General features: G+C 69.3%; 13 protein-coding genes and 1 pseudogene. 7 read left to right on the top strand and 7 right to left on the bottom strand.

The genetic code is table 11. From position 1 onward, the window contains the following. Positions 1 to 130: 130 nt before the first annotated feature. Positions 131 to 1,810, bottom strand: coding sequence for an RNA polymerase sigma factor (locus C3B71_RS16455; protein WP_073331645.1), 1,680 nt, complete (start codon positions 1,808 to 1,810; stop codon positions 131 to 133). A 202-nt stretch (positions 1,811 to 2,012) separates the two neighbouring features. Between C3B71_RS16455 and C3B71_RS08490 the strand changes: the two genes are divergently transcribed. Together C3B71_RS08490 and pknB are read left to right on the top strand one after the other, a co-directional pair. Further along, complete coding sequence (locus tag C3B71_RS08490) at positions 2,013 to 3,158, top strand: polyprenyl synthetase family protein (RefSeq protein WP_108967385.1); 1,146 nt, start codon at positions 2,013 to 2,015, stop codon at positions 3,156 to 3,158. Positions 3,159 to 3,216: 58 nt separating this feature from the next. Beyond that, a complete protein-coding gene (pknB, locus tag C3B71_RS08495) occupies positions 3,217 to 5,268 on the top strand; it encodes a Stk1 family PASTA domain-containing Ser/Thr kinase (protein ID WP_108967387.1) in 2,052 nt (683 codons plus the stop codon). A 12-nt stretch (positions 5,269 to 5,280) separates the two neighbouring features. Here pknB and C3B71_RS08500 read toward each other — a convergent pair whose 3' ends face one another. Beyond that, the gene (locus tag C3B71_RS08500) at positions 5,281 to 6,624 is read right to left on the bottom strand and encodes a class II 3-deoxy-7-phosphoheptulonate synthase (RefSeq protein ID WP_108967389.1); all 1,344 of its coding nucleotides are present in this window, start codon (positions 6,622 to 6,624) and stop codon (positions 5,281 to 5,283) included. A gap of 186 nt (positions 6,625 to 6,810) precedes the next feature. Continuing rightward, on the bottom strand, positions 6,811 to 8,043 hold the full coding sequence (locus tag C3B71_RS08505; protein WP_073331636.1) for a pyrophosphate--fructose-6-phosphate 1-phosphotransferase: 1,233 nt from the start codon (positions 8,041 to 8,043) through the stop codon (positions 6,811 to 6,813). Between the two features lie 194 nt (positions 8,044 to 8,237). Here C3B71_RS08505 and C3B71_RS08510 point away from each other — a divergent pair, with 194 nt between their 5' ends. Continuing rightward, positions 8,238 to 8,696, top strand: a complete 459-nt coding sequence (locus C3B71_RS08510; RefSeq protein ID WP_108969722.1) for a helix-turn-helix domain-containing protein — start codon at positions 8,238 to 8,240, stop codon at positions 8,694 to 8,696. Between the two features lie 304 nt (positions 8,697 to 9,000). On the opposite strand, the gene C3B71_RS08515 is transcribed toward C3B71_RS08510, so the two are convergent. Continuing rightward, entirely contained in the window at positions 9,001 to 9,282 is a 282-nt protein-coding gene (locus C3B71_RS08515) for a type II toxin-antitoxin system Phd/YefM family antitoxin (RefSeq protein ID WP_199912482.1), read from the bottom strand. Between the two features lie 81 nt (positions 9,283 to 9,363). Here C3B71_RS08515 and C3B71_RS08520 point away from each other — a divergent pair, with 81 nt between their 5' ends. After that, a complete protein-coding gene (locus C3B71_RS08520) occupies positions 9,364 to 9,972 on the top strand; it encodes a TetR/AcrR family transcriptional regulator (protein WP_108967392.1) in 609 nt (202 codons plus the stop codon). Between the two features lie 19 nt (positions 9,973 to 9,991). Then, positions 9,992 to 11,221: an MFS transporter gene (locus C3B71_RS08525; RefSeq protein WP_234415855.1), complete on the top strand. Its 1,230-nt coding sequence runs from the start codon at positions 9,992 to 9,994 to the stop codon at positions 11,219 to 11,221. A gap of 99 nt (positions 11,222 to 11,320) precedes the next feature. Here C3B71_RS08525 and C3B71_RS08530 read toward each other — a convergent pair whose 3' ends face one another. Beyond that, the gene (locus C3B71_RS08530; RefSeq protein ID WP_108967396.1) at positions 11,321 to 12,217 is read right to left on the bottom strand and encodes a lysophospholipid acyltransferase family protein; all 897 of its coding nucleotides are present in this window, start codon (positions 12,215 to 12,217) and stop codon (positions 11,321 to 11,323) included. A 110-nt stretch (positions 12,218 to 12,327) separates the two neighbouring features. On the opposite strand from C3B71_RS08530, the gene C3B71_RS08535 reads away from it, so the two are divergent. Beyond that, on the top strand, positions 12,328 to 14,097 hold the full coding sequence (locus C3B71_RS08535) for a DEDD exonuclease domain-containing protein (RefSeq protein WP_258522095.1): 1,770 nt from the start codon (positions 12,328 to 12,330) through the stop codon (positions 14,095 to 14,097). A gap of 62 nt (positions 14,098 to 14,159) precedes the next feature. Here C3B71_RS08535 and C3B71_RS08540 read toward each other — a convergent pair. Beyond that, positions 14,160 to 14,602: pseudogene (locus C3B71_RS08540) on the bottom strand (hypothetical protein). 190 nt (positions 14,603 to 14,792) lie between these two features. Between C3B71_RS08540 and C3B71_RS08545 the strand changes: the two are divergent. After that, positions 14,793 to 15,440, top strand: coding sequence for a superoxide dismutase (locus C3B71_RS08545; protein ID WP_108967398.1), 648 nt, complete (start codon positions 14,793 to 14,795; stop codon positions 15,438 to 15,440). Between the two features lie 109 nt (positions 15,441 to 15,549). On the opposite strand, the gene C3B71_RS08550 is transcribed toward C3B71_RS08545, so the two are convergent. Beyond that, complete coding sequence (locus C3B71_RS08550) at positions 15,550 to 16,062, bottom strand: hypothetical protein (protein WP_108967400.1); 513 nt, start codon at positions 16,060 to 16,062, stop codon at positions 15,550 to 15,552. Between the last annotated feature and the right edge of the window lie 99 nt (positions 16,063 to 16,161).

Genomic DNA, 16,161 nt, shown 5'->3' on the forward strand with positions numbered 1-16,161 from the left:
TACTGCTGGCAAACAACTGGCCGATACCCCGCGATGAGGAACTTCGACGCAGCCGACCCTGCTAAGCCGCCCCGGAACCGGTCAGTTCCGGGGCGGCCGAGCCGTGTAGGAATGAGGGCTTGCCGTCGCCTCAGTCGTCCAGATAGTCGCGCAGCACCTGGGAGCGGCTGGGGTGACGCAGCTTGCTCATGGTCTTGGACTCTATCTGCCTTATACGCTCGCGGGTCACCCCATAGACCTTGCCGATCTCGTCCAGCGTCTTGGGCTGACCGTCGGTCAGGCCGAAGCGCATGGAGACCACGCCCGCCTCCCGCTCGGACAGGGTATCCAGGACGGCGTGCAGCTGCTCCTGCAGCAGCGTGAAGCTGACGGCGTCCGCGGGGACAACCGCCTCGGAGTCCTCGATCAGGTCACCGAACTCGCTGTCCCCGTCCTCACCAAGCGGGGTGTGCAGGGAGATGGGCTCGCGCCCGTACTTCTGCACCTCAACGACCTTCTCCGGGGTCATGTCCAGTTCGACGGCGAGCTCCTCCGGAGTGGGCTCGCGGCCCAGGTCCTGCAGCATCTGCCGCTGGACACGGGCGAGCTTGTTGATGACCTCGACCATGTGGACGGGGATGCGGATGGTGCGCGCCTGGTCCGCCATGGCGCGGGTGATGGCCTGGCGGATCCACCAGGTGGCGTAGGTGGAGAACTTGTAGCCCTTGGTGTAGTCGAACTTCTCCACGGCGCGGATCAGGCCCAGGTTGCCCTCCTGGATCAGGTCCAGGAAGAGCATGCCGCGGCCGGTGTAGCGCTTGGCCAGGGAGACGACCAGGCGCAGGTTCGCCTCCAGCAGGTGGTTCTTGGCGCGCTGACCGTCCTGGGCCACCCAGTGCAACTCGCGGCGGTACTTGGCATCCATGTCGTTGCCCTCGGTGGCCAGCAGGTGCTCGGCGTACAGGCCCGCCTCGATGCGCTTGGCGAGCTCGACCTCCTGCGCGGCGTTGAGGAGCGCGACCTTACCGATCTGCTTGAGGTAGTCCTTGACGGGGTCGGCGGTGGCGCCGGCGGTGACGACCTTCTGTGCGGGCTCGTCGCCCTCATCGGAGTCGGAGACCGTGAAGGAGCCGTCCTTGCCCTTTTCACCCTTGGACTTCCGCGACTTCTTGTTGGCGGCCTTCTCCGCCTCCTCCCGGCGGATACGGTCCAGTTCGCCGGTCAGGGCGGCGATGGAGGGGTTCATCTTGATGCCCTTGATGATCCAGCCGCGGAAGATGTAGCCGTTCTGGGTCAGGAACTCGCGGGCGACGACGGGCTCCTCCTCACCGGGGATGACGAAGCGCGGCACGGGGCCGTGCCCGTAGGGGGCCAGGGTGATCGGATCCTCCAGGGTGCCGTCGCCGTTGATCTCCAGGCCCTCCACGACGGTGCGGCTGCGCACGAACAGCGTGGCGCCGGGCGCCAGTCGCACGTCCTTCAGGGCGGCGGGGGTGTTGAAGGGGTGGCGCTTGGTGCCGTCGCCGTTCTCCTCCAGGGACACGTCCAGGTAGTAGTCGCGCAGCTCGGGGGCGGGGGCCGCGGCCTCCGGCTCGTCGTCGCCCTCGTCCTCGGAGTCCTCCGGCTCGTCGTCGTCCTCCGAGTCCACGTCATCCGCGTCGACGTCGTCCTCCACCAGGTCGTCGTCCTCGTCCTGCGCGAGGTCCTCATCCTCGTCGAGGTCGTCCAGATCGACGTCCTGCTTCTCCTCCAGGGCCTCGTCAACGTCGTCGGCGAATTCGACACGCTCCCGCGCGGTGGTGGGAGCAGGAGCAACTGTGGAAGTAGCCACGGATTTCCTTTCGCGGAGCAGACGGTTCGGCCGGAGCGGTGCATGGAGCCTCGGCGAAGTTTACGCGAGAACCCAAATGGTCTCACAGGCGCACGCGCCTAACGCGAGGACTTCACACGAGATCCGGCTACCACTACCAGCGCGAAGAGCAACGATGCGGACGCCGTGTCTATTCCCGAGCCCGATCATCTAGCCTGTGCGCATGACCGACGTGGACGCCCTGCTGCCGCTCGTGCGCGGCGCCGTCGATGCCCGCCTGGATGAGGTGCTGGCCCGGCTGCGCGCCCAGTGGCAAGACTCCCCCGCCGTAACCGATGAGCTGCTCGAGGCAGCCGCCACGGCCCTGGCGGGCGGGAAGCGAATGCGGGCGGTTCTGGGCGCAGTGGGATTGACCCTGGCGGGAGGAGACGCCGACCCCGCCGCCGTGGCGGCCGGCCCGACCGCGGCCCGGCTGGGCGCCGCCCTGGAGCTGTACCAGGCGAGCGCGCTCGTACACGACGACGTCATCGACGCCGCCGACACCCGCCGTGGCCAGCCGGCCGCACACCGTCGTTACGCGGCCCGTCACCGTCGGGCCGGCTGGACCGGCTCGGCCGACGTCTACGGCGTCAGTGCCGCGATTCTCCTGGGAGACCTGCTCATGTCGGCCGCCACCGCACAACTGGGCCAGGCGACGGCCGGCTGCGAGCGCGGCGCGGCACGGGCCGCCCGGGACGCCTTCGACGCCATGACGGCGGAGGTCGCCGTCGGCCAGTTCCTGGACGTGCACCAGGAGGTGATGCCCCTGCCGGCCCCGACGGACCGACCGGTGGCGGCGGGTGCCGCCATGCGGGAGGCCGCACTGGAGGTGATACGCCACAAGTCGGCGCGCTACTCGGTGATGTATCCGCTGCAGGTGGGGGCGCTGCTGGCCGGCGTGGCCCCCCATGGCGAGTTGTTGACCGCCCTGGAGGTATTCGGTGAGGAGATCGGGATCGCCTTCCAGCTGCGCGACGACGTGCTGGGCGTATTCGGCGACCCGGCCCTGACCGGTAAGCCGGCCGGTGACGACCTGCGCGAGGGCAAACGGACGGTGCTGGTGGCCCTGGCCTGGCAGCGCTGCAACAACGCGGGCCGGAAGCTGTTGACCCGGGTGCTGGCCGGGGACGAGGCCGCCACGGCCGCGGACTTGGCGGCGGCCGCCGCACTGATCCGCGACTGTGGGGCCTTGAACGCGCATGAGGATGAGATCGCCGCCCACACCGCCACCGGCCTCGCCGCGCTGGAGGCCGCCCCGGGCGCCCTGCCGGAGCGTTCGCGGCGCACCCTGTTGGGGCTGGCAGAAATGCTGACCGCCCGCCGCAGCTGACTGCGGGCGCGGCGGCCCCTGACGCACCGGGGCGTGCGAGCCCCGTACACTCGGCTACGTGACCAAGGATCCTCTCATCGGCCGGCTGGTCGACGCTCGCTACGAGATCGTCGACCGCGTGGCCCGTGGGGGCATGGCCACCATCTACCGGGCGCATGACCGCCGCCTGGACCGCATGGTGGCCCTCAAGCTCATGCACCCGCACCTGGCGGACTCCCCGGACTTCGTGGCCCGGTTCCGCCGCGAGGCCCGCGCGGCGGCGCGGTTGTCCAACCCGGGGGTCGTGGCCGTCTACGACCAGGGCAGCCTGGACGGCATCGCCTATCTGGTGATGGAACTGGTGGAGGGCCCCAATCTGCGCGACCTGATCGCCTCCGGTCCGTTGACCGTGCGTGAGGCGCTCGGGCTGACCGCCCAGATCCTGGGGCCGCTGGGGGCGGCTCACCGCGCCGGCCTGGTCCACCGCGACGTCAAGCCGGAGAACGTGCTGCTGCCCGCCGACGGCTCGGTCGCCAAGGTCGCCGACTTCGGGTTGGCCCGCGCCGTCACCGAGGTCGCCCAGACCACCACCGGGAACGTGCTGGGCACGGTCGCCTACCTGGCGCCAGAGTTGATCACCACCGGCTCCTCCGCCCCCTGCGCCGACGTCTTCTCCGTCGGCGTGATCCTGTATGAGCTGCTCACCGGCGTCCAGCCCTTCGAGGCGGACACACCCATCCAGATCGCCTTCCGCAACGTGCACGAGGACATTCCCGCCCCCTCGCTGCGGGTACCCGACCTGCCCGAGAGCGTGGACGAGCTGGTCGCGGCGATGACGCGCCGCGATCCGCACTCCCGGCTGGACGACGCCGACGCCGCCCTGGACCGACTGCGGCAGATCGTCTCCACCCTGAGCGAGGCGGAGTTGGCCGTCAAGCGCGGCGGCGCCACCGGCTCGGTGCGCACCCAGGAGGTGCTGGCCGCTAACGCCGAAGCGGCCCGCACCGCGATGCTGGTCACCGACGGCACCGAATCCGATGCGGACGCCGCCGAGGCCGCCGCCGACGCGGCCACCCCGGGCGCCGGGCTGCGCACCGTCTCCCTGCCCATCGGTTCCATCGCCCCGGACGGGGCGGCCGGCGGCCGGGACGGCACCACGCGCGCCCTGGACCGCAGTCGGCTGTCCCGCGGCGCGGACACGCAGAACACGCAACCGGTGGCCCGCCACTCCGCGCGGCGCCCGCGCCGACGCGCCGTGATCGCCGCCGCACTGCTGCTGGCGGCGGCCGGAAGCGGGGGCGCCTGGTACCTCACGGCCGGCCCCGGCCGCACCGTCCCGGTGCCGCAGATCGTGGGGATGAGCGCACAGGACGCGCAGGATGCGGTCGAGGCGGCCGGACTGGTGTGGGGCGCCCCCACCCGCGCCTACTCCGACACGGTGCCCGCGGACTCGGTGATTTCCTGCTCCCCCGGCGCCGACACCCGACTGCACCCCGGCCAGGCGGTGACGCCGGTGATATCCCGCGGCATTGAGCAGAAGGTCGTGCCCGACGTCGTCGGCTCCACTCAGGAGGACGCCACCAGCGCGATCGTGGACGCGGGCCTCACGCTCGGGGCGGTGACCAAGACCTACTCCGACGACGTCGCCTCCGGCATGGTGATTTCCTGCGAGCCGCAGTCGGGCAGCACGGTGGATCACTCCTCCGCCGTGGCGATCGTCGTGTCCCTGGGGCGCCAGCCCGCCACGGTCCCGGACGTGACCGGCATGAGCGTGGAGGATGCCACCACCACGCTGGAGGCGGCCGGGCTCACGCTCGGCACCCAGTCGGAGGCCTACTCCGACGATGTGGCCTCGGGAATGATCATCTCCTCCAGCCCGGCCTCGGGGGCGGAGGGCTACCACCACGGCGACGCGGTGGACGTGGTCGTGTCCAAGGGGCCGGAGAAGGTGAGCGTGCCCGACGTCGTCGGGATGAGCGAGCGCGAGGCCGTGACCGCGCTGGAGGACGCGGGGCTGGACCCGCAGGTCTCCCGTGTCATGGGCGGCTTGTTCGACACGGTTCACTCCACCGACCCGTCGGCCGGGCAGAGCGTGGAGAAGGGCTCACAGGTGACGGTGAACGTGATCTGAGCCCGGGCCGACTCAGCCGCGGAGCATCTCCGCCACCTCGAAGGCCATCTCCAGGGACTGCTGGTGGTTCAGCCGCGGGTCCACGAGCGTCTCGTAGCGGCGCGCCAGCCCGGCCTCGTCAATGTGCTCGCCGCCGCCGAGGACCTCGGTGACGTCGTCTCCGGTGAGCTCCACGTGAATGCCGGCGGGCACGGTGCCCAGCGCCCGGTGTACCTCGAAGAAGCCGCGCACCTCGTCCATGATCGTGTCGAAGCGGCGGGTCTTGTAGCCGTTTTCAGAGGTGATGGTGTTGCCGTGCATGGGGTCGGTGATCCAGGTGACCGGTCGGCCGTCGGCGCGGACGATCTCCACCAGGGGCGGCAGCACGTCGCGGATGCGGTCGGCGCCCATGCGGGTGATCAGGCTGAGCCGGCCGGGGTCCCCATCCGGGTTGAGGTGGTCGATCAGGGACAGCAGCTCATCGCGGGTCGTCGTCGGGCCGATCTTGACGCCCACCGGGTTGTGCACGCCCGCCAGCAGTGCGACGTGGGCGTCGTCGGCACCGCGAGTGCGCTCCCCCACCCACAGGAAGTGGGCGGAGGTGTCGTAAAGGCGCCCACTGCGGGAGTCCTCGCGCGTCATGGCGTCCTCGTACTCCAGCAGGAGCGCCTCGTGCGCGGCGTAGAAGTCGACCTGGCGCAGGGCTTCGAAGTCGACGCCGGCGGCCTCCATGAAGCGCATGGCCCGGTCGATCTCCTCGGCGAAGGACTCGAAGCGCTTGTAGGCGGGGTTCGCGGTGAAGCCGCGGTTCCAGGAGTGGACTTCACGCAGGTCCGCGTAGCCGCCCATCGTGAAGGAGCGGATCAGGTTCAGGGTGGTGCCGGCGCGCAGGTAGGCGTCGACCATGCGCTGCGGGTCGGGGATACGGGCCTCGGCGGTGAAGGCGTGGTCGTTGACGGAGTCGCCGCGGTAGGAGGGCAGGGTGACACCGTCGCGGGTCTCCGTGTCCGAGCTGCGCGGCTTGGCGTACTGGCCGGCCATGCGGCCGATCTTGACCACCGGGGTGGAGGCGCCGTAGGTGAGCACCGCCGCCATTTGCAGAATGGTTTGCAGCTTCAGGCGGATGTTGACGGCGGTGTTGTCGTGGAAGGACTCGGCGCAGTCCCCGCCCATGAGCACGAAGGCGCGCCCCTGGGAGGCCAGCACCATCTTCTCGCGCAACGAGTCGACCTCGCCGGCGAACACCAGTGGCGGCCGGGTGCGCAGGTCGGCCGCGGCGTCGGCCAGCGCCTGCGGGTCCGGGTAGCGGGGCTGCTGGGCGGCGTGGTGCTGGCGCCAGCCGGCCGCCCCGCCGGGTACCTGGAGCTCGTTCATCATGGGGTCAGCATAGGCGTGCGGGACCGCTGCCGAACCGTCACGCCGAAAGGTGGGACGCAGGGCACGCCGTCGGCCGGGCTCCCCTTCGGCGTCTTGTTGCGCACAGCGAGCCCAGAAGGGGGCGGGCGGACGCGTTCTCCCGCGTCCGCCCGCCCCCTCTAACTGGGTTGTGGATGAGCCGGCGGCTCAGGCCTCACCGTCCGTGGCGGCGGCGGGCTCGAGGTTCTGGCCGAGCTCGGCCATCAGGTCGACGAACCACTGCTGGGTGATGTCGAAGGGCTTGCCGCCGGCAATGCGCTCGAAGGCGATGGCGCCGAGCTGGTCGCCGTTCTCCTCGTCCTGGCCGATGACACCGGGCTCGCCGCGCAGGGCGCAGTCGACGGCGAGGTCGCACATCTGCTTGATCAGGGCCAGGTCCTCCTCGTTGGCGGCGGCGGCACGCGAGTAGTAGCCGGACTTCTGCACCATGACCTTCTCGGCGCCGATCTTGTCGGCGAACTGGCGGGCGAACCACTGGCCGGGGTTGATGGTGTCGAGCTTGACGTGGCCGAAGGGGTCGCGCTGGACCTCTTCACCCTTGGCCTCCATCTCCGCGATGATCTCGGGGACGCCGGCGCCCTCGGACAGGAAGATGTTGACGTTGCCCTGCTCGTCCATGATGGCCTTGAGGCGCTCGGCCTCGGCGGCGATGTCCAGCTTGGCCTCCGGCACGAACACGGCGTGCACGTCCCAGCGCTCCTTGGTCAGGCCCAGCGAGGGGGCCCACTGGCGGTCCTTGAGCAGCTCGTGGTAGCGGCGGGCGGTCTCGGCGGTGAGGTAACCGCAGTTGCGACCCATGCACTCGTGGACGATCAGCATGCGCGGGTTGGAGCGGTGCTCACCGATGACGTTGAGGGCGAAGCCGGCGCCCTGCTCGGCGGCGGTCCAGGCGCCCAGCGACTGGCGGATCGGAACGATGTCGTTGTCGATGGTCTTGGGCAGGCCGACGACGGTCAGGTCGTAGTCGTGGTCGCGCAGGTAGGCGGCCAGGTCGGCGGCGGTAGTGTTGGTGTCGTCTCCACCGATGGTGTGCAGCACGTCGACGCCGTCCTCGCGCAGCCGCTCGGCGGCGAAGGCGAGCGGGTCCACGCCCTCCTTGACCAGGCCGCGCTCGACGAGGTTCTTGGCGTTGGTGAGCTTGACGCGGGAGTTGCCGATCGGGGAGCCGCCGTACTGGCGCAGCACGCCCGCGTTCTTGCGGCCCTCCTCGTCGATGACGACGTAGTTGCCGGTGAGCAGGCCGTGGTAGCCGTACTGGTAGGCGATGATCTCGACGTCGGGGGCGACCTCGGTGTAGCGCTCGATGAGGTCGCCTACGGCGGCGGACAGACAGGGGGCGAAGCCGCCCGCGGTGAGGAGGGCGACGCGACGGATCGACATCGGAAACCTTTCGTAGGTGATGGGGCTTGTCGCCGCCATCCTATCGGGATGCCGCCCCCGCGCGCCCGGAATCCTCACCCCAACCCGGATACCCGCCGAGGTCGGTGGAAGTTACGTGCCGGACCCCATCGACACCGGTCGGGCTGCAGCATGGCTGAGACGCTCGGCGATCACACGCGCGTTTTCATGTGTGCGTGACGCAGCGCGCCGAACGTGACTGGATCCGCTTCCGTCGGCATGCGGCGGGGCTGAGCCAGCGCGAGCTCGCGGATCGCACCGGTGTCACCCAGCCACTCATTGCCGCTATCGAGTCCGGCGCGCGTCGTCCGTCCGCTGACACACGGGAGCGGCCGCGAAAGGCGTTACAGGTGCGCCCCTCAGTTCTGCTGCGCGCTGGGCGCAAAGAGGCCATCGCGTTGGCCGGTTCGCATGGATGCGAGGTTATCGGCGCGTTCGGCTCCGTAACCAGCGGCGAGGATCGCCCAGACTCGGACATCGACCTGCTGGTCCGTTTTCCACCAGATGCGGACATCCTGATCCTGCTGGAACTTGAGGAGGAGTTGTCAGATCTACTGACGGTGCCCGTCGACGTGATCTCCGTCGGCAGCGGCCCTGCCACGACGACCGGAGCTTCCCTAGGTCGTGTTGTGTAAGTCGTTTGTGCTGGTGGGGCGAGTGGGGCTTACACCGCCCCGGTTGGACCGCCCACGCCCCGTTGGACCGCCCCCGCCCCGTTGGACCGCCCACGCCCCGTTGGACCGCCCACGCCCCGTTGGACCGCTGTAACCGGCGGCTACGGCGGTCCAACCGGGGAACAGGGGTCCAACCGGGGAACAGCGGTCCAACCGACAGGCTCAACAGCCACACACCGCCACCCAACCGCGCACCTCCACCCAAGCACTTACACAACCGGACCTAGCGCGAGCGTGTAAGGCCGCGAGCGTGTAAGGCACGGACTCACCCCTTCTGGGAGTCGACCAACTCGTCCTTGCCGAGTGTCTCCACCCGCTGAGCACCCAAATCATCCGCTCCTGCGCGGATCCGCTCGATTAGCGCGGGACGGCTAAGGATGTCGAGCGTCTCCTCAACCGACTCCGGACCATCGACAGAGATGACGACTGCCGCGGGGCGCCCGCGCCGAGTGATCGTCACGCGGCTGCGCTCCCGCTCCACCTGGCTTACGACCTCGGACAGGTGGTTCTTCACGTCGCGCAGCGGCATGAAGGCGTCGACCGACATAGCAACAATTGTTGCCACACCGGCGGTCTGCGTGCCGCACAGACACTTGACGAAGTTATACATACAGGGTTGCCTGTAAGCATGCGTCGCACCGCCGCCGAGGCCGCCGAGACCCGTAAAGCCATCATCCACTCCGCCTTGCACCGCTTCGCACAGGACGGCTGGGAGGGCTGCTCGCTCGTCGAGGTGGCGCGCGGCGCAAACGTGACTCGCGGCGCCGTTTACCACCACTTCACCGGCAAGCGAGAGCTGCTGGACGCCGTCCTGGCCGAACAATGGCACAGCCGGGGTGAGGCGCTCTTGGCCGTGCTAGACACCTCAGCACCGCCGGAGGCGCGGCTCACGACGTTCCTGGCGGACTACCTGCGCAGGCTCCGTGAGGACACCGACTTCCGCGAGCTCGCCGTCGTCACGGTCCTTGTAGCGTCCCAAGCACCGGCGGTCAAGTCCGGACTGGAGCAGAAAACGGCGTCCCTCGCACAGTGGTCGGAGCAGATCGTCCGGCTCCTGGCCACCTGCGAGCCGCGGCTGCGCGTTCCGCTTGACATCGCCCGCTTCACCATCACGACATTCCTGCACGGCGCCACGCTCACCGCCGCGCTCATGCCAGAAGACCTGCCCGAACCAGGGCGCTGCGAAACGACGGCTCGTGCCCTCGTCGCCGGCCTGATCAACATCGAATCGCCTTGACCCCAGAGAAAGACCGGACATGCAACCAACACCCTCCGATGCCACAACCAGCCCGCGCATGGCCGTGGTGGTCGCCTGCGTCGCTCTGTTCACCGACATGCTCGTCTACGGGATTCTCATCCCCGTACTCCCCCTGCTCCCCGCCATGGCCGAGGCCGGTCCCTCGGCAACCGGGCTGCTCTTCGCCGCCTATGCGGCCGCACTGGTGATGGTCACTCCTATCGCCGGGCGAGTTGTGGACAAACGCGGTTCTCGTGGGCCACTGCTCGCTGCGTTGGTGGGTCTGGCATGCGCGTGTCTGCTGTTCACCATCGGTGGTCCTTACTGGTTGCTTCTGACGGCCCGCACGCTCCAGGGAGCTGCCGCCGGATTGAGTTGGGTGGCCGGACTGTCACTGATCGCCGCGACCGTGCCACTGCAGCGACGCGCGACCTATCTCGGGCTGGCGATGAGTATGGTTTCGGTCGGCGCGTTGGCGGGACCTCCCCTGGCGGGCTGGTTGGCCGGGCTCGGCGGACACTCCGCTCCCTTTCTTCTCGCGGCCGTGCTGCTCATGATCGACGGCGCGCTACGACTCGCGTTCGTCCGACCAACCTCACCGCCCAGCGACGACCCCGCTACCGCCTTGGATGTGTTGCGCACGCCCGGATGTTGGCCGGTCGTCGCGCTGATTCTCATAGGTGCCGCCGTAACCTCATGCATTGAGCCGGTGCTCCCTATGCAACTGGCTCGGGAGTTCGGCGTAGGTTCTGCGGGCATCGGCATGCTGTTCGCGCTGCTTACGCTTGTCGCCGCATGTCTGAATCCACTGGTCGGTGCTTGCCTGCCGCGCGTGTCGCTAAGAGCATTGACGCTGGTGGGCGCCGCAAGCGCGGCCGCGGGTTTGTTGCTAGTCGGGGTTGGACCGAATCTCCCGGTAATCACCGCCGGGCTTGTGTGCCTAGGCTCCGCAATCGCACTCCTGGTGGCACCGGCAAGTGCACTAATAGGCGTTCAGGGAGCCATGGCCACACCTCCCGCTATCGGCGGCGCCTACTCCCTCTACAACCTGGCTTACGCGGGCGGCCTGGTCCTGGGACCTGCACTCAGTGGTCCGCTCACCGAGCACCTCGGCTTCACGCATGCCTGCTTGACGCTGGCGGGGTTCCTAGCGCTCACCGTTCCCACATTCATCCGGTTGCCGCGCAAGTACGCGGCCGCGACCGCCGAAAGTGTCCAGATTCGGGACAGACGGGGTCAGCATCCCTGATTGCGTCCGTTGAAATCGCATGATTTCAATGCACTGGCACACTGGCACGGCGACGACAGCCTCGTTTGTCCCGAATATGGACTGACGGTGTGCCCATGCTCAATCATCATCGGGGCGCGGCGCGTTTTCTGCCGCATCGTCCTCGGACGCCTCTGTCCCCTCGTCGTCTTCCGCCTTGTCTGGCTCCGCCGGCGGCTCGGGGACCTCGACGTCGGGGGCGGGACGACCGCCGGGTGCCTCGACGGGGGCGGCGGCCGGCCGCTTGGCGGCCAACTCCTCCAGCATCTCGTCGACGACCTCCGCGGCCGTCTTCTTCTCCGCGTCCATCGCCTTCTTCACGTCCGCGGCGTACAGGTCCACGTACTCCTGACCGGACAGGGACATCAGCGCATACATGATCTCGTCGGTGATGGAGCGCAGCACGAAGCGGTCGTTCTCCAGACCCTGGTAGCGGGAGAAGTCCAGCGGCTCACCGATCACGATCCCCACCCGGTGCCGGGTGGAGGGAACCACCTGGCCGATGGGCTGGGCGAGGTTGGAACCGATCATGGCGACCGGGATCACCGGCGCCCCGGTGGCCAGGGCGACGCGCGCCACCCCGGTCTTGCCGCGGTACAAGCGCCCGTCGGGGCTACGCGTGCCCTCGGGATAGATGCCGAACAACTCGCCCGAGCGCAGTCGATCGATCCCGGCCTGCAGAGCCGCCATGGACGCTTTGCCCCCCGAGCGGTCCACCGGGATGGTGCCGACGGCGGTCATGAAGTTCTTCACCGCCCAGCCCTTGATGCCCTTGCCGGTGAAGTAGTCGGACTTGCCAATGAAGGCGACCTCGCGGTCCATCAGCAACGGCAGAAAGAATGAGTCGATGACCGCCAGGTGGTTGGAGGCCAGGATGGCGGGGCCCTCGGCGGGGATGTTCTCCTCACCGCGAATCCAGGGCTGGTAGAGCATCTCCATGGCCGGGCCGACGGCGGCCTTGATACCTCGGTAACCCACTGTGGGACCTCCTGTGTGCATCCGCGGTCGGGAACTGGCCGGCCGCCCGGGTACACGCGCCGGGCGTGTCCGCGGCCGGATCGGCTGCTGATCAAGTCTAGCCTCGCGGTGTGGTCCAACACGTGCTCTCGCCTCCGCCGTCCGTCGGCGCCGTCTTCGGCCGTGGGCGACGCGAGCCGGCACGGACGCCGTCGTCACCGTCCCAGCCGGTCCAGGCGGCCTTCGCGGACATGGGAACGGCGCTGCGTGAGGTGACCTTCGTCGTCGTCGATCTGGAGACCACCGGAGGCGGCCCGGGCGCGCACGCCATCACCGAGATCGGTGCCGTGAAGGTACGCGGCGGGGTGGTCGATTCGGAATTCTCCACGCTCGTAAATCCGGGCACCGCCATTCCCGCCCAGATAACGGTCCTGACCGGCATCACCAACGCCATGGTCGCCGACGCCCCTCCGGTAGCCCAGGCGGTGGCCGCCTTCCTGCAGTGGGCGCACCTGGCCGACCCGACGACGGTGGCGGTCGCCCACAACGCCCGCTTCGACCTCGGCCACCTGCGCGGGGCGGCCCGGGCCCTCGACCTGGATTGGCGTGAGCCGGTCGTACTGGACACGCTGGCACTGGCCCGCCGGGCCTGGGACCGCACCCAGGTGCCCAACCACAAGCTGGGCACGCTCGCCACCTTCGTGGGCTCCCCGACGACGCCCACCCACCGCGCGCTGGACGACGCCCGTGCCACGGTGGACGTGCTGCACGCCGCCCTGGAACGCCTCGGTCCCCAGGGCGTCACCCACCTGGAGGACCTGGCCACCGCCACCGACCCCGTGCCCGCATCCCGGCGGGTCAAGAGCCGGCTCGCCGACGACCTGCCCGCCGCGCCCGGCGTCTATCAGTTCCTCTCCCCCGCCGGGCAGGTGCTGTACGTGGGCAGCGCCGTGAACCTGCACCGGCGGGTGCGTTCCTACTTCACGGCCGCGGAGAAGCGCACCAAGGTGGCGCGCATGCTGGACACGACCGTGGCGGTGCGAGTGATCGAGACCCCCACCGAGTTGGAGGCGCGCGTGCGCGAACTGCGGCTCATCGCCGAGCTGGATCCGCCGGTCAACCGCCGCTCACGCGCCCCGCAGCGCCGCCCCTGGCTGCACCTGGTCGACTCCCCGCACCCACATCTGGGGCTGACTGCCGTGCTGCCGCTGTCGGAGGCGAGCCGCGCCATCGGCCCGTTCCCGTCGCGAAAGGCGGCCTTGGAGGCGCAGCGGGCCGCCGAGTCCGTGCTGCGTCTAGAGGTCTGGGACGGTCACAGCGCCCGGGCGGTGCGCCGCGCGGACACCCCGGCCGACGCCGGGATCGCGATGCGTGCCCTGTCCGGTGAGATCGATCTGGTCGCCCACCCGCTGCTGGCGCGAATAGCGGAACTGTCGGCCCAGGAGCGCTACGAGGAGGCGGGGCTGTGGACGCAGCGGCTGCGGGCGCTGCTGCTGGGGGCGCGGCGGGCGGAGCAGACTCGGCCGCTGCTGACCTGCCCGCATCTGCTGGCGGCCCGACGGCGCGAGCATGGCGGCTGGGAGTTGGTGGCGGTGCGTTGGGGGCGCCTGGCGGGCTCGGCGGTCACGGCGCCGGGCGTGGACCCGCGCCCCACCATTGCCACACTGCGCGCCACCGCGCAGGTGGTGGACCGGCCCGCGCGGGTGGGGTCGGAGACAAGCGTGGAGGAGACGGCGCTGTTGGCCGACTGGGTGCTGGATGCCGGGGCACGCCTGGTGGAGGTCGAGGGACTCGATGACGATGTGGCAGGCCAGAGCCTCGAAGGCGGAGCGGCCGCAGCGCTGTCTTGGCCGGTGGGGGCTGCCGCCCGACACCGGCGCGTCATTGACGCCGAGGTTTGATGAAGTGTTCTGCCGACAGGCCCAGCCCAGGCGCCATAGGGCAGGGCGGTGTCGGCCCGCTATCAGCCTGCCGGGGTGACCGAGCCGCGCCGTGCCCGCAGCGCCTTGGCGACGCCCTCCTGCAGGCTGAGCGGGTCCAGCGGCCGTGGCACCACGACTTCCGCCTTGGCCCAGGCGGCCAACCAGTCGTCCTGGGGCGGGCGGTCAACAGCACCACCGGAGGCCGCTGCTCAAGCTCGGTGAACAGCTCGTGCGCCAATCCCATGCCGCCCAGCTTCTTGGTCTCGGCATCCAACACCAGGGCGGCGAAGGGGGCCTGTCCGGCCTTCTGCCGGTCCTTGATGGCCAGGCGAACACCCTCGGCGGTGGCGGCCTCGGTCCAGGACACCAGTGGCATTCCCTTGGCGGGGCGGCGTCCGACGCCGTTCTTCACCTGCTGGCGCACGGTGGCGTCATCTGAGAAGACAAGAAGGTCGAGGGTGGCGGGTGCTGCCTGGTCGGTCATGCGGTCCTCCAGTGGACGACGGGGGCTTCCGCGGTCAGTGTAATCGCGTGACCGACATGCGTAGGGCCCTTCTAAGCTCACCGATCACCGTCTACGATTAATCTCGTCTAGGACTTCAGTCGCACCCATGAGTGAGGCTGCGTACCGCGACGTCAGTACCGACAACCGCACACCGCGAGGCAGGACCGCTATGAGCGCACCGACCGACATCAACACTCCGAGGTACACGCTGCCCGAGTTCCCCTACGACTACGCCGCCCTGGAGCCGCACATCTCAGGACGCATTATGGAGCTCCACCACGACCGCCACCACGCCGCCTACGTCACCGGCGCCAATGCCGCCCTGGAGCAGCTGGCCGCGGCCCGCTCTACCGGCGACTTCGCCGCCATCAACCTGTGGGAGAAGAACCTGGCCTTCAATCTGGGCGGGCACCTCAACCACTCGATCTTCTGGAAGAACCTGTCCCCCAACGGCGGCGGCGAGCCCGAGGGCGAACTGGCCGAGGCCATCAAGGACTCCTTCGGCTCCTTCGCCGCTCTCAAGCAGCAGCTGAACGCCACCGCGCTGGGCATCCAGGGCTCCGGCTGGGCGGTGCTCGCCTACGACTCGCTGTCCGGCAAGCTGGTCACCTTCCAGCTGTTCGACCAGCAGGGCAACGTGCCCGTGGGGACCATCCCGCTGTTCCAGATCGACATGTGGGAGCACGCCTTCTACCTTGACTACCTCAACGTCAAGGCCGACTACCTGGCGGCCATCTGGCAGATCGTCAACTGGGAGGACGTGTCCGCTCGCCTGGCGAACGCCGTCGCCCACGCCGAGGGCCTGATCGTGCGCTGACACCCGCCCGCGCCGTCTGAGCGGAACAAGCGCATCGCATACGCGAGGGCCGCCCGGCACCGGTGTGGTGCCGGGCGGCCCTCGCTATGCCGAGGCCTGGGGCGGGTGGTTACAGGATCTTGGCCACGTCGACTACGTAGGCGGACGCGACGGTACCCGCCGCCTCGTCACCAGGCATAAGGATGACAACGCGGGAGCCAACCGGCACCCCCACCAGGCCGCCGATTAGCGTCGCGGCCGCAACAACGGTCGTGATCTGCGGGCCGCCCACCTCCCAGGAGGACTGCAACGAGCCGTTGTCGCCCCAATTGACGAAGGCCAGTTCCAGCGCCACCTGATCGCCCTCGGCCACCTCATCACCGGCACCGCGCGCCAGCACGAAGTTCTGCTGCTCGGTGGGCGCCTCGGCTCCGTCGGCCACGGAGATGGTGGCTGCGGCGCCCAGGTCGCCGGAGACGGTGACGCCCAGGTCCGCCAGGGTCTGCTGCGCCTCGGCGTCAACCTCCGCATCCTTCGTGGCAGAAACAACTTCATCGGTGTTGATCGCCTGTTCGACCTCAACCACGAACACCAAGGGGCCGGATGGAGAGTTCGGTGACACGGCCAACTGGCCGTATGCCACCTGACTCCTGACAGGTCGCTGGGGTGATTGGGGTTTTTCGTTGGTGTGGTGTGGTTGGGTTGGTGGTTGTGGGGCACTAATCCGGTGGCGGTAGAGTGA

Source organism: Actinomyces sp. Z16, assembly GCF_003111765.1.
In the GTDB taxonomy this organism is placed as follows: Bacteria; Actinomycetota; Actinomycetes; order Actinomycetales; family Actinomycetaceae; genus Actinomyces; species Actinomyces glycerinitolerans.

Coding starts and splice junctions, on each gene's coding strand:
- C3B71_RS08515 (WP_199912482.1), bottom strand. CDS start 9,282: ATGTCGGTCGACGCCTTCATGCCGCTGCGCGACGTGAAGAACCACCTG.
- C3B71_RS08525 (WP_234415855.1), top strand. CDS start 9,992: ATGCAACCAACACCCTCCGATGCCACAACCAGCCCGCGCATGGCCGTG.
- C3B71_RS08520 (WP_108967392.1), top strand. CDS start 9,364: ATGCGTCGCACCGCCGCCGAGGCCGCCGAGACCCGTAAAGCCATCATC.
- C3B71_RS08490 (WP_108967385.1), top strand. CDS start 2,013: ATGACCGACGTGGACGCCCTGCTGCCGCTCGTGCGCGGCGCCGTCGAT.
- C3B71_RS08545 (WP_108967398.1), top strand. CDS start 14,793: ATGAGCGCACCGACCGACATCAACACTCCGAGGTACACGCTGCCCGAG.
- C3B71_RS08500 (WP_108967389.1), bottom strand. CDS start 6,624: ATGATGAACGAGCTCCAGGTACCCGGCGGGGCGGCCGGCTGGCGCCAG.
- C3B71_RS08505 (WP_073331636.1), bottom strand. CDS start 8,043: ATGTCGATCCGTCGCGTCGCCCTCCTCACCGCGGGCGGCTTCGCCCCC.